Below are 13,103 nucleotides of genomic sequence, written 5' to 3' on the forward strand. Positions count from 1 at the left end.
CAACCGGCACGTGACAAAGCAACCACAACAGGGAAGGCTCTAGCCATGAACAAGTTCTTCAGCATCGTACGGGGCATCGGCTTGAAGCGCGGACCGCAGCGTTGGGTCGGGGGGGTTTGCGGTGGCATTGCCGCCAAACTGAATGTGGATGTGGCCTACGTCCGCGTTGGCTACCTGCTCTTCTGCCTTCTGCCCGGACCCGCCGTCGTGATCTACGTGGTGGCCTGGCTGCTGCTTCCCAACCAGAGCGACGCCATTGCGCTTGAGTCTTTCCTCAACCAACGTTCGCAAGGCAAGAGCTAAAACCGCAGGAAATAGCGCCGCTCCCCTAAATCGGGTCTTCGTGCCGGCACTCGCGCGATATTTCAGTACTGTTTCAAGAGTCTCATTGCCTGCGGTGGTCATGGTTTGTGTCCTGCCCCACATTGCCGCCTACAATCGTTGTGAGCTCAGCGTGGCGCTCTGCACGTATACCTCCTAGCCAGGAACTGAGCCCTCATGAAAATTGGAATCCTTACCAGCGGTGGCGACTGCCCCGGACTCAACGCGGTTATCCGTGGCGCCGTCCTCAAGGGAATTGCCATTCACGGCCAGGAATTCGTCGGTTTCCGCGATGGTTGGCGCGGCGTCGTGGAGGGCGACGTCATCGACATCCCCCGCACCATGGTCCGCGGTATCGCCAAGCAGGGTGGAACCATCGCTGGGTACGTCCCGCACCAACCCCTTCGAGAACGGCGGCGGCCCGGACGTCATCAAGGCCCACATGGACCGTCTCGGCATCGACGCCATCATCGCGATCGGCGGCGAAGGGACCTTGGCCGCCGCGAAGCGCCTCACCGATGCCGGGTTGAAGATCGTGGGTGTTCCCAAGACCGTTGACAACGATCTCGACGCCACCGACTACACCTTCGGTTTCGACACAGCCGTCCAGATCGCCACTGAGGCCATCGACCGGCTGCGCACCACCGGGGAATCGCACCACCGCTGCATGATTGCCGAGGTTATGGGCCGTCACGTGGGTTGGATCGCGCTGCATGCTGGCATGGCTGCGGGCGCTCACGCCATCCTGATCCCCGAGCAGAAGGTCAGCATCGAACAGATCACCGAGTGGGTCCAGGAAGCCCACGACCGTGGCCGCGCGCCCCTGATTGTGGTTGCCGAAGGCTTTGTTCCCGACCACATGGAAGCCCCGCACTCCGAGCGCGGATTGGACACGTTCGGCCGCCCCCGCCTAGGCGGCATCGCGGATCAACTCGCCCCGGAAATCGAAGCCCGCACCGGCATCGAGACCCGCGCCACGATCCTTGGCCACATCCAGCGCGGCGGTGTGCCTTCGGCGTTTGACCGAGTGCTCGCCACCCGTTTGGGCATGGCCGCCATCGATTCCGTGGTGGAAGGCCGCTGGGGAACCATGGTGGCGCTCAAGGGAACGGACATCGAACACGTGGGCTTCGAGGCTGCCCTCGGCAAGCTCAAGGTTGTCCCGCAGAACCGCTACGACGAGGCCGCAGTGCTGTTCGGCTAAATTAGTATGCCCAAAAGAGCAGGCGGGCGCCTTCGGGGCCTGCCTGCTTTTTCCCTTCGACGGACTGCATAGACTCGACCTCATGGAACTTGATGCGGGATCGGCCGAAATCGTGCTGCTGGCTTGGGCCCGTCACTTAGGGTTCGACGACGAAGCGTTCAGTCTCACTTCAGGGTCACCAGCGGCCCGCACCGGAGAACGGCTGGTCCGGGAGGACGCCGACGCCGAATCCATCACGTTCGTCAGGCTCTTTGGCCGCTCCGCCTTGGTGGGCCCGGAGTGGGCGGTGACGGCCGCCGTCGAACTCTCAGACGATCAACTGAGCGAGCATTCCGCGCTCTTGCGACTTAGCCGCGAGCACGGCGGCCACGGCCTGGGGACGTCCGCGCTGCTCTTCGCCGACGACCTTCCCGTCTTCCAGCCTGGTGGCGAGGTCACCATCTCCCACGGCCATCCCGAGGCGATCGAGTTAGAGGGCAGATGTCCCCCGGACGACGTCAACGAAGTCCACCTCTCAAGGATGGACCACTGTTTTACGGTGATGGATGGCAACGATCCGGGACGCAAACCGGTGGCTTGCGGTGCGTATGCCGAATGGCAGGGAATCCTCGCGGATATCGGCGTCCTGGTGCCACCGGAATCGCGCAGGCAAGGCCTCGGGACCTTGGCCTCCTCGATTGCGGCGCACGAGGCACTCGCCTCCGGGCTGACCCTGCAATGGCGGACGGCGCTCGACAACCGGGGTTCGCTGGCCTTGGCCCGGAGGCTGGGATTCGTCGACGGCGGCATCCAAACGTCCGTGCTTCTTCGCTAACCCCGCCTTCGCTAACCCCGCGAGTTGGCAGCAGATGCCCGCAAAATCGGATTTTGCGGGCATCTGCTGCCAGTTCGCGCGGGGGGGTGAGGTGAGGTGGAGGTGGGGGTGTCTCAGTTCTCCGTTTGGGAGACCGTCTCTGGGGCAGCGACCGGGGAACTCCAGCCTTGGACGGCCTTGGGCTTGCCGAAGAACAACGCCACGGCAGCTCCGATCAGGATCGCAAACGCCGGCAAGAGGACCGACTGGCTCATGGCCGTCGAGAAGCCTGCGTGCAGGAATTCGGGGAGGTTGCCCGTGAACCCACCTTCGCCGGCCGGGGCACCGCCCGGTGCTGCCGGCAGTTCAGCGGCGAGCCGGGACTGGATCAAGGCGGCAATCGCGGCCGAACCGAGCACTGCACCGATCTGGCGTGTCGTGTTGAAAACACCGGAACCGGCCCCCGCCTGACGCGGCGGGAGGTTGCGTGTGGTGGCGTTCGAAACCGGACCCCAAATGAAACCGTTGGCCACACCCTGAAGGGCGCTGGGCAGAAGGAACATCCAGATGGGAGTGTCCGGCTTCAGGAGGCCCGAGGTCCAGAACAGTGCGCCGGAGAGGCAGACGAGGCCGAACGCGGCGAACCATCGCGGGTTGATGCGGTCGATCAGTTTGCCAACGAAAGGCGCCAACGCACCGGAGATCACGGCCATGGGGATCATGAGCAGCGCCGACTGTGTGGGGCTCAGTCCGCGGACTACCTGGTAGTAGAAGATGGTGGGCAGCGGGAATGCGGTGATGGTGAAGCCGACAGCCATGATGGTGGTGTTGCCCAAGGAGAAGTTTCGGTCCTTGAACAGGCCCAGGGGCAAGAGAGGTTCGCCGCCGCGGCGCTCCAGCACCCACTGCCACAAGACAAAGAGGGCCAGGACAACGATGCCCGTGATAATCAGGCCCCACACAGTAATGGGTCCGGTAACGGTGCCCCACTTGTAGCTCTGGCCTTCCTGGATGCCGAACACCAGCAAGAACATGCCGGCCGCGGACAACAGCACACCCGGGACGTCGAACTTGTGGCTGTGCGTGGTCAGCTTCGGTACCAGCCGGGTCACCAGGACGAAAGCGACAATGCCGATGGGGACGTTGACGAAGAAGATCCATTCCCAGCCAAGACCGTCAACCAACACGCCGCCGAGGATCGGGCCGACGAGGATAGCCATGCCTGCGGTGGCTCCCCAGAGGCCCATGGCTGCGCCACGGCGGTCCGGCGGGAAGATCCGGGTGATGACGGCCATGGTTTGGGGCGTCATCATGGCTGCGCCGATGCCCTGGACCACGCGGGCCGAGATCAGCATGCCAATATCGCTTGAGAGTCCGCACCACAGCGACGCAAGGGTGAACACCACCAAGCCGATCAGGTAGAGGTTCTTGGGTCCGAAGCGGTCACCAAGCCTCCCGGTGATCAGCAGAGGAACGGCGTAGGCGAGAAGGTAGGCGCTCGTCACCCAGATGACGGCGTTGATATCGGTGTGCAGGCCCTGCATGATCCGCGGGTTCGCCACGGAAACGATGGTGGTGTCGATCAGGATCATGAAGAACCCGACCACGAGGGACCACAGTGCGGGCCACGGTTTAGTGACGTTTTCCATGGGATTCCTTAGGCTGTGTTGAATTTCTTGCAAGTTTTTTTGGGCGAGTAAGAGACGGATGGACGGTTACCACGGCAACTCCCCGCTGCGGAGATCGCTTTGGAAGCTACGGATCCAGTCGATTTCCGTTCGCAGCATGGACTGCTGGTACTTGATGTCTGTCCAGAACTTCCGCTCCACACCTTTGGCGGTGACCGATTCTTCGCCGCGAAGAAGGAAGTCGAGTTGGTCCTCGAGGCTCGCTACCCGACGGTCCAGGAGTTCCAGTACGACGCCGGAGGGCAGGTTGTGAGCCTCCGCTATCGCATGGGGGAAGCTCGGGTATTCGTTCACGGGTTCCGCGAGCATGTTCTGGAGGCGCTCGGTCAGGGCTTCCCTGCCGGCCCCCGTGATTCGGTATGTGGTGCGCTCGGGCCGGTTGCCCGCGCGGTCAATACCCGCGGCCTCCACCAAGCCGCCATCTTCGAGGCGACCCACTGCGTGGTAGAGCGTACCCGGCCGCACCTTGATCAAGCGGTCCTCGTGGCGGGCCATCAAGAGCTGGTACATCTCGTAAGGATGCATTGGCGCCTCAACGAGGAGGGCAAGTGCGGCGACGCCCAGCGGAGTCAGTGCGGCTCGTGCCATTTTCTATCCTCCATGAGAACTATTCCACAACAACTATTCCACATGGAATAATCGAGTGCAAGCGACCCCCGCTCAAGGCCCGGCAGACCGGGAAATCCCGGCCTCCTTAACAACCCGGACTACCCGAGCAGTTCGAGAATCTCAGTGCGGGCGAACATCCGGGCGGCGTCGCGCGCCGTGGGCGATCCGGCGTCGGGATCGGCCCCGGCGTCGATCAGCACCCTGGCCACCTCGGCGTACCCCTTGAAGACTGCGCCGGCCAGCGGAGTCTGGCCACGATCGTTGGCGGTGTTGGCTGGGCGCCGTGGTGGAGCAGCAGTTGGACGGTGTCAGCGTGGCCATGGTACGCGGCCAGCATCAGGAGCGAATCACCCGCGGCGTTGCTCATTCCGGCCGGTGCACCGGCGTTGAGGTAACTGCGCAGGAGCTCCGAATTTCCCTCCCGGGCAGCATCGAACAGAGTATGCGCCAAGGCGATTGCCTCGTCATCGGCACCCGTCGGTTGCTCCGAGGCACTGGCCGTTTCGCTCATCGGTGGGGTCCCTTCAGGAATCCGGCCTGACGCCCCACCACTTGTCCGGCGTCGGGCGCAACGATTACTTCCTGAGCGGCCGGATAAGGCTCCTCACCGTCCAGCACGGTCAGCACTTCCTGGGGATCCACGGACCGCTTGATGAGTGCCAGTCCTACCGCTCCCATTTCGAAATGCTGGCCCACGGATGTCAGCGTACCCACCTTGCGCTCCCCGGCAAAGACGACGCTGCCCGCCGCCGGGAGGGTATGCTGCGAGCCGTCTAGTTGAAGGAAGACGAGCCGCCGCGGCGGGTGTCCCAGGTTGTGGACGCGGGCGATGGTTTCCTGGCCCTTGTAACAGCCCTTGGACAGATGGACCGAGGTCCGCAGGAGGTCGAGCTCGTGCGGAATGGTTTTCTCGTCCGTCTCGGCGCCGAGGCGGGGACGCCAAGCGGCAATGCGGAGTGCCTCTGCGGCCAGCGAGCCGGCGAGGGCCATGCCGTCAACGGCCGCTTCAAGCTCGGACGCGGGAATGAGGTACTCGAACCACGGCCGCTCGAGGCCGGGATGGGACCCCTCTTCCACCACGCTGTAGGAGTAGCCGCCGACGCCGATATGCGGCCACGGATCCTCCCAGACGAGCCGCCCGGACAAGGTATCAACGGGCTTCGTTGAGCCGACGACGGCCCAATCGGCCGATACGTCCGCCACCTCGACGCGCAACATGAAGCGCATTTTGTTAAGCCACTCCGCCAGCGGGGCAGCCTCGGCGGCTTCGACCAGCAGCCAGGTGGTCCCGCCGTCGTCCACCACGCGGGCATCAAACTCGATGCGGCCCTGGATGGTGAGGAGCAATAGCTCGCTTGAGACGCGCGGCTGGAGGTTGGTCAGCTGCTGCGAGGAAAGGGTGTTGAGCCAGCTGAGCCGGTCCGGTCCCGTAACGGTAACAACGCCGCGGTAGGACAGATCGACGACGGCGGTACCGGAGGCCAGCGCACGCTGCTCCCGCAGGGGCTCGCCGTAGTGGGCCGCGACGCCGGAGTCCTCGCCGCCGCCTTCGACAGCTCCGGGGCGCGACAATAAGGGGCTCTTGTAAGTCATATGTAGTAGAAGTCCTTGAGGCTTAGCGGTATTCCGGGTTTTCAAAATCGAAGCGTGTGCCGGCTTTCCATTCCTCCGGGAGGTTGCCGTAGGCGGGGATGCCGCCAGCGTCCTTGAGCATCCGGGCGTAATGGAGCAGGTTCCACGTCATGAAGGTGGTGTTCCTGTTGGTGAAGTCGCTCTCGGGGCCACCGGAACCTTGGTCGAGGTAGCTTGGCCCGGGGCCGACCGCGCCGATCCAGCCGGCATCGGCCTGTGGAGGAATGGTGAACCCGACATGCTGCAGGCTGTACAGGACATTCATGGCGCAGTGCTTGATGCCGTCCTCGTTGCCGGTGATAAGGCAGCCGCCCACTTTTGGATAGTAGGCCCACTGGCCTTTGCTGTTGAGCTGGCCGGAATGGGCATAAAGGCGCTCGATGAGCTTCTTGGTTTCGGAGGAATTGTCGCCCAGCCAGATAGGACCCGCCACCACCACGATGTCGGCCTCAAGGACCGCCGGATACAGTTCCGGCCATTCATCCGTGGCCCACCCGTGTTCGCGCATGTCCGGGTACACCCCGGGAGCCACGTGGTGGTCAACGGTACGAATGAGCTGGGTACTGACGCCCTGCTTCTCCATGATGCGTCGGCTGATCGCAATCAGCCCGTCAGTGTTGCTCACCTGCGGGGACGGCTTGAGCGTCCCGTTGAAGAACACGGCCTTGAGATCGTCATAGCTGGCAGGTTTTGCTGCTTCGTTCACTTGCTGCTCCCTTGGGTTCGTGTGGCGAAACGGGATATTAGCGATACCTTGTCAGCGAGACCTTGGAGCTAGGGAACTGGCTTTCCGGGGAGAGCTTATTCAGGAGAGCTTGTTCAGGAAAGCCGAAGCGTGGGCCTCGAGCGACTTACCCGGCATGGACACATCCCAGCGCCACAATAGATTGCCGTCCACGAGGCCGAAGATGCGTGTGGCCGCAGTGTATTCCTTGGAGTGGCCGCCGCGCATCACCATGTCGGTGCTGATGTGGATCTGCGGTCCCTTGATCTGCCCGTAGTAGAGCTCGTTGATGCCTCCGGGGTGGGCGATCGACACCGAGATGTCGAACCCGCCGTCCGCGTTGCGGTGCGCCTCGACGTCGTCGGCCGTCTTCAAAACCGGGACTATCTCCGCGGGGATCAGGCCCGGGCCACCGTCGGCGTCGAGCATTTTCCGCTCCAGGGCCCAGAATCCGGTCTCCACCGTCAGGGGCCGCAGCTTGATGCCGTCCTCATCGCTGAGCCAGCTTTCCGCGCGGTACTCAAGATACGGCAGGCCGTGATGCGTAAAGGAGACGTGCTGGATGAAGTGATCCGAGTCTTCGTCGCCGTTTCCGAGCCGTCCCCGGCCTTCCCACTCACCAATGAGCCAGGAAAGAGGCACCAGTTCAGGTGTCAGGTCTGTAGGAATTTCGATAGGCACAGCAATTACCTCAGTGAACCAGTTTGTACAGAAGCTTTACTTCTGGCCCTTGAACAGGCGGTAAACGACAAAGCCAGCAAACCACGCCATCGAGAGGCTGGCCAAGCCGAGGAGGACAAGGAAGAAGATTTCAAATGCAAGTACGGACATGATGCCATCCTAACTGTTAGTAGATGAGTAATTTGTCGATGAAGTAGCACAGGGCACCAACCGCCCAGACGGGGGCGACACCCATTCCAAGGACCGCCGGGAAGTTCAGGCGGCCGAGCCGTAGCGTCACCATCCTGCGGAAACTCACCAGGACCGAGCCGATAACGACGCCCACAACAATCGCGGGCAGGATCGAGATATTGGAGAACACCAGCCCAGCCAGCGGTGCCACCAGTCCGGCTGCAACGATCCCCAAAGGGGCCACCACCCTGTCCGGCCACCGCAACAATCCCGCGAGGAGGGCGACGGCGGCGCTAAGACCGGCAACCAGCAGCATTTCCTTGATGCCGTTGAACCTTGCACCCGCGATCCAGCCAGCGCCAAGGCAGCTCAATAACACGCCGGCACAGCTACCAAGGGTGGATTCGAGCCGCTGGGCCTGGCCCGTTCCGCGGATCAACTGCACGACGAACACCGCGATCACTCCGGCGGCGATAAACGCCGGCGTGGCGTCAAGAAAGCCGGGCGCTGGAATGAACCCGGCGGCAACGGCCGAACCGGCGCCGCTTAGCCCGATCACCGAGGCAAGGGTTTTCTTTGCGGGAACCGCGAGGAAGTGGGGCCATCCGATTCCGACGGCGGCTGCCGCCAGAACGCCTACGGCCACCAACCCTTCCGGGGGGCCGTACGAGCTGGCCACGACAACGGCGAGCGCGACGAGGCCAACCACCCCGATACTCCAAGACTTCACTGTGCCCCTGACCCGGGCCCCTCCGGGCCTCGTTTCGATCCAAGCTGCGTCCAGCCTCTTGCCAATCCTGCCTTATACGGCCGAAATATGTCGCAAACAGGGAGGGAAGGTGTCACGAATCCCTGACGTGGCAGGGGCCTTTGGGTATACTCGGTTGTCAACAGCGCTTCTTGTTGCAAGGCCTCCGTTACAACGGAAGCTTGCCCCATGAGCAGCTGCAGGCCGGTGGAAACCCGGTTCAGACGCCCGATGATGCGCGGACCGCCCCTTGGAGGAACTATGTCGCACATCCTGCTCCTGACGAACAGCACCGGATCGTCGGTAGACATCCTGCCTGCTTTGGAGCTACTGAACCACCGGGTCCATATCCTTCCTGCAGAGCCGACTGCCTTGCTCGAAACCGACCCCACCGACGTCGTCTTCCTCGATGCCCGCAAGGATCTTGTGGGAGCCCGTTCCCTGACTCAATTGCTCAAGGCCACCGGCCTGAGCGCCCCGCTCATCCTGATCCTCACTGAGGGCGGCATGGCCGCCGTCTCCTCGGCATGGTCTGTGGATGACATCGTCCTTGATTCCGCGGGACCGGCCGAAGTCGAAGCCCGGATCCGCCTGGCGGTGGCCCGCGCTGTACCCGGCGATGAGGAGCCCAACACCGAAATCCGCGCTGCCGGCGTCGTGATTGACGAGGCAAGCTATACGGCCCGAGTGAACGGGCAGCCGCTCAACCTGACTTTCAAGGAATTCGAGCTCTTGAAGTACCTGGCCCAGCACCCGGGCAGGGTCTTCACGCGTCAGCAGCTACTCACCGAGGTGTGGGGCTACGACTACTACGGCGGCACCCGAACGGTTGACGTCCATGTCCGGCGCCTGCGTGCCAAGCTGGGCGTGGACCACGAAAACCTGATCAGTACTGTGCGCAACGTTGGCTACCGGCTGACGCTGGTCCGTTTGCCCGAAGATGAGCTCACGGAGGCCTGAGCTTCCGAAACAAGGAAAGGCCTGGACTCGCTGAGTCCAGGCCTTCCTTATGCCGGTTGATACCGGCTTACGCCGCGTAACGGCTTGAGTGGAGGACATACGGGTCGAACGTATCGCGGCCACCCCACTGGTGGATCCCCCTCGTTTCCTGCTTCGCAAAGCCGGACGAGATATCGACCATACACGCCCAAACGCATCCCCGCAAAATCCATCCCGCCAAACCGGCCCCGGACGTATAGCCTTGCAACATGAGTCCTGCGCACCCGGAGAACTGGCCCGTCCTCGTCGTCAAAGGCGCCTCGGATCGCGAGTTGTTGAGAGACATCAAGGCCCTCGCCGCGGCTGCCGAGGAGTCTGACGGCAATCCCCCGCTGTCCGAACAGACCTTGGTCATGCTGCGCGGAGCCGATGCCGGCGATCACTCAGTGCTCACGCTCGCGCTGTACGCCCCCGACGAGGAATCCGATCCCGGGAGCGGCCAGGATTTGGCGGGAATCGCCGTCGTCGTCGAAGCGGATGACGGGACCGGGGTGCTGGAAATGGCGGTCCACCCGAGCTACCGCAACCAGGGAGTCGCGGGCAGGCTGTTGGACTCCCTTCAGGACGGCCGCGGGCTCGCCGGGCTGAACGCCTGGTCCCATGGGAATCACGAGGCCGCCACGGACCTCGCCGCCCGTTATGGCTATGGCGCGGTGCGTGAATTGTGGAAGATGCGTCTCATGACATCCGCCGCGGAACTGCCCGACGCCGCCCTGCCTGAGGGAGTCTCGCTGCGCGCCTTCGTACCGGGACAGGACGAGTCCGCGTGGCTAGCCGCCAACAGGGCCGCGTTTGCGCATCATCCCGAGCAGGGGTCACTCACCCGCGCGGACTTGGACGCCCGAATGGCCGAGGACTGGTTTGATCCCGAAGGATTCCTGCTGGCCGTGAACCCGGCCGGGGAACTGCTCGGCTTCCACTGGACCAAGGTGCACCCCCGGCAAGGGCCCCATCCGGCCATCGGCGAGGTCTACGTGGTCGGGGTGACCCCTGCGGCCCAAGGCCTGGGACTCGGCAAAGCGCTCACGGTTGCCGGGATCAGGTATCTCCAGAGCCACGAATTGCATTCGGTGATGTTGTACGTGGATGCCGACAACACCGCCGCTGTCGCGCTTTACCACAAACTGGGTTTCGTCCGCTGGGACGTAGATGTCATGTATGCACCACTAAACCGCTCGTAACCCGAGACAAAGCGCATCTGAAAGGCTAGGACATCTAGGATTCCGGAACGCGGAATCCTTGTAGGGTTGAAGCAAACCCGCTCTGAACGAAGGAGAGTCCGATGAATCCGGACCCGGTCGGAACCACCAAAACCGAGGTCAAGGGCGCAACCTTGCCTCCGCGCTTCGGTTCTTCCGAAGTCCCGGCTGCGCGGGCCACTCAGGACCGCATCGACATTCCTGAGTTCGCGCCTTCGCCAGAGCCGGAAGGCGACATTACGCCTGACCGTTTCCTGAACCGTGAACTGAGCTGGCTTGCCTTCAACTCCCGCGTTCTCGAACTCGCGGAGGATCCGGACCTTTTCCTGCTGGAGAGGGTCAATTTCCTCTCGATCTTTGCCTCCAACCTGGACGAATTCTTCATGGTGCGCGTTGCCGGGTTGAAGCGCCGCATCGCCACCGGACTCGCGGTGCCCTCCCCCGCCGGGCTGAGCCCCATCGAAGTCCTGGAGCAGATCGGCGATGCGGCCCGAAAGCTGCAGGAACGCCATGCCCGAGTGTTTGCTGAGCAGATCCGCCCCGCGCTGGCCTACGAACACATCCACCTCATGCGTTGGGACGAGCTCGACGACGATGCACAGCACCGCTTGAGCGTGATGTTCGGCGAGAAGGTCTTCCCGATCCTTACTCCCCTCGCGGTTGATCCCGCCCACCCGTTCCCCTACATTTCCGGCCTTTCCCTGAACTTGGCCGTGATTGTCCGCAACCCCGTAAGTGACAAGGAACTCTTCGCCCGGGTCAAGGTCCCGGACCAGTTGCCCCGGCTTGTCTCGATCGACGGCCCGCGTGCCGGCGCCGTTCCGGGCCGGGTAGCACGCTTCATCGCACTCGAAGAAGTCATTGCGGTTCATCTGGACAAGCTGTTCCCGGGCATGGAAGTCATGGAGCACCACAGCTTCCGGGTCACCCGCAATGAGGACGTCGAGGTTGAAGAGGACGACGCCGAAAACCTCCTGCAGGCGCTCGAGAAGGAACTGTTGCGCCGCCGGTTCGGGCCGCCCGTCCGTCTCGAGGTCACCACGGACATCAACCCGAATATCCGTGCGCTCCTGGTCCGGGAACTCGGCGTCGAGGAATCCGAGGTCTACTCCGTTCCGGCGCCGCTGGACCTCCGCGGCTTGTCTGTCATTGGTGGAATTGACCGCGCCGATCTTCACTACCCGAAGCACGTGCCGCACACCTCCCGGTATTTGAACGAATCCGAGACGTCCAAGGCCGCTAACGTCTTCGCAGCGATGCGCCGGCGCGACATCCTGCTGCACCACCCGTATGACTCGTTCTCGACGTCGGTGCAGGCATTCCTGGAGCAGGCAGCCGCTGATCCCAAGGTCCAGGCCATCAAGCAGACCCTGTACCGCACTTCCGGGGATTCCCCGATTGTGGACGCCTTGATCGACGCGGCCGAGGCCGGCAAGCAGGTCCTGGCCCTTGTGGAAATCAAGGCCCGGTTCGACGAGCAGGCCAACATCTCCTGGGCCCGCAAGCTGGAGCAGGCCGGCGTGCATGTGGTGTACGGCATCGTAGGACTCAAGACGCACTGCAAGCTGTCCCTGGTGGTCCGTCAGGAAGTGGATGGCCTTCGCCGTTACTGCCATATCGGTACAGGCAACTACCACCCGCGGACTGCCCGCTACTACGAGGACCTGGGCCTGCTGACCTCCAATGAGCAGGTAGGCGAGGACCTGTCCAAGCTCTTAACCAGCTTTCCGGTTACGCCCCCAAGTCCACCTTCAAGCGGCTCCTCGTGGCGCCGCGCTCGGTGCGCTCCGGGTTGATTGACAGGATTGAGACCGAGATCCGTAACGCGCGTGCCGGAATCGCCGCCCGGGTCCAGATCAAGGTCAATTCCATGGTGGACGAAGCCATCATCGACGCCCTCTACCGCGCGTCCCAGGCGGGCGTCAAGGTGGACGTCATTGTGCGCGGCATCTGCTCGTTGCGTCCGAGCGTGCCTGGATTGAGCGAGAACATCACCGTTCGTTCGGTTCTCGGCCGCTTCCTGGAGCACTCGCGTGTGTTTGCCTTTGCAAATACCAACGATCCAGTGGTTTACATCGGCTCCGCTGACATGATGCACCGCAACCTCGACCGACGGGTCGAAGCCTTGGTGCAGCTCTCCAGTCGCGAGGACACAGCCGAGGTCATGGACTTGCTGCGCCGCTACATGGACCCAGGCACTGCAAGCTGGCATCTCGACAACGAGGGCCACTGGACCCGGTTCCACCAGACCGAAGACGGCACGCCACTGTTGGACATCCAGTCCTGGCTGCTCGCCTCCCGGTCACGCCAACGTGCAGTCGCCCGGCGGTAGGC

10 protein-coding genes and 3 pseudogenes are annotated in these 13,103 nt (G+C 63.1%); 6 read left to right on the forward strand and 7 right to left on the reverse strand.

Annotated elements, in window-relative coordinates; all coding sequences use genetic code 11:
• Nucleotides 1-45: 45 nt before the first annotated feature.
• The 3 genes and pseudogenes from ACF0H6_RS07035 (at nucleotide 46) to ACF0H6_RS07045 (ending at nucleotide 2,339) form a co-directional block, all read left to right on the forward strand.
• Nucleotides 46-303: a PspC domain-containing protein gene (locus ACF0H6_RS07035; RefSeq protein WP_395248985.1), complete on the forward strand. Its 258-nt coding sequence runs from the start codon at nucleotides 46-48 to the stop codon at nucleotides 301-303.
• A gap of 195 nt (nucleotides 304-498) precedes the next feature.
• Nucleotides 499-1,525 (forward strand): annotated as a pseudogene (locus ACF0H6_RS07040) (ATP-dependent 6-phosphofructokinase).
• 82 nt (nucleotides 1,526-1,607) lie between these two features.
• A complete protein-coding gene (locus ACF0H6_RS07045; protein WP_395248986.1) occupies nucleotides 1,608-2,339 on the forward strand; it encodes a GNAT family N-acetyltransferase in 732 nt (243 codons plus the stop codon).
• Between the two features lie 113 nt (nucleotides 2,340-2,452).
• Here the strand turns inward: ACF0H6_RS07045 and ACF0H6_RS07050 are convergent, their stop codons facing one another.
• The 7 genes and pseudogenes from ACF0H6_RS07050 to ACF0H6_RS07080 all read right to left on the reverse strand — a co-directional run bounded on the left by ACF0H6_RS07050 (nucleotide 2,453) and on the right by ACF0H6_RS07080 (nucleotide 8,553).
• On the reverse strand, nucleotides 2,453-3,967 hold the full coding sequence (locus ACF0H6_RS07050) for a DHA2 family efflux MFS transporter permease subunit (protein ID WP_395248987.1): 1,515 nt from the start codon (nucleotides 3,965-3,967) through the stop codon (nucleotides 2,453-2,455).
• Between the two features lie 66 nt (nucleotides 3,968-4,033).
• On the reverse strand, nucleotides 4,034-4,594 hold the full coding sequence (locus ACF0H6_RS07055) for a PadR family transcriptional regulator (RefSeq protein WP_395248988.1): 561 nt from the start codon (nucleotides 4,592-4,594) through the stop codon (nucleotides 4,034-4,036).
• 119 nt (nucleotides 4,595-4,713) lie between these two features.
• A pseudogene (locus ACF0H6_RS07060) lies at nucleotides 4,714-5,126 on the reverse strand (ankyrin repeat domain-containing protein).
• On the reverse strand, nucleotides 5,123-6,208 hold the full coding sequence (locus ACF0H6_RS07065; protein ID WP_395248989.1) for a YgfZ/GcvT domain-containing protein: 1,086 nt from the start codon (nucleotides 6,206-6,208) through the stop codon (nucleotides 5,123-5,125). The pseudogene ACF0H6_RS07060 and the gene ACF0H6_RS07065 overlap by 4 nt, the downstream one beginning before the upstream one ends.
• A gap of 22 nt (nucleotides 6,209-6,230) precedes the next feature.
• Nucleotides 6,231-6,953 (reverse strand): flavodoxin family protein, encoded by a 723-nt coding sequence (locus ACF0H6_RS07070; RefSeq protein ID WP_395248990.1) that lies wholly within the window; start codon nucleotides 6,951-6,953, stop codon nucleotides 6,231-6,233.
• Between the two features lie 99 nt (nucleotides 6,954-7,052).
• Entirely contained in the window at nucleotides 7,053-7,652 is a 600-nt protein-coding gene (locus ACF0H6_RS07075) for an FABP family protein (RefSeq protein ID WP_395248991.1), read from the reverse strand.
• 166 nt (nucleotides 7,653-7,818) lie between these two features.
• A complete protein-coding gene (locus ACF0H6_RS07080) occupies nucleotides 7,819-8,553 on the reverse strand; it encodes a permease (RefSeq protein WP_395248992.1) in 735 nt (244 codons plus the stop codon).
• Nucleotides 8,554-8,832: 279 nt separating this feature from the next.
• Between ACF0H6_RS07080 and ACF0H6_RS07085 the strand changes: the two genes are divergently transcribed.
• The 3 genes and pseudogenes from ACF0H6_RS07085 (at nucleotide 8,833) to ACF0H6_RS07095 (ending at nucleotide 13,101) form a co-directional block, all read left to right on the forward strand.
• Nucleotides 8,833-9,531 (forward strand): winged-helix domain-containing protein, encoded by a 699-nt coding sequence (locus ACF0H6_RS07085; RefSeq protein ID WP_395248993.1) that lies wholly within the window; start codon nucleotides 8,833-8,835, stop codon nucleotides 9,529-9,531.
• A 248-nt stretch (nucleotides 9,532-9,779) separates the two neighbouring features.
• Nucleotides 9,780-10,751, forward strand: a complete 972-nt coding sequence (gene mshD / locus ACF0H6_RS07090) for a mycothiol synthase (protein ID WP_395248994.1) — start codon at nucleotides 9,780-9,782, stop codon at nucleotides 10,749-10,751.
• Nucleotides 10,752-10,852: 101 nt separating this feature from the next.
• Nucleotides 10,853-13,101, forward strand: a pseudogene (locus ACF0H6_RS07095) (RNA degradosome polyphosphate kinase).
• Nucleotides 13,102-13,103: the final 2 nt, after the last annotated feature.

The sequence above is a fragment of the Arthrobacter sp. NA-172 genome (assembly GCF_043952055.1).
Lineage (GTDB): Bacteria > Actinomycetota > Actinomycetes > Actinomycetales > Micrococcaceae > Arthrobacter.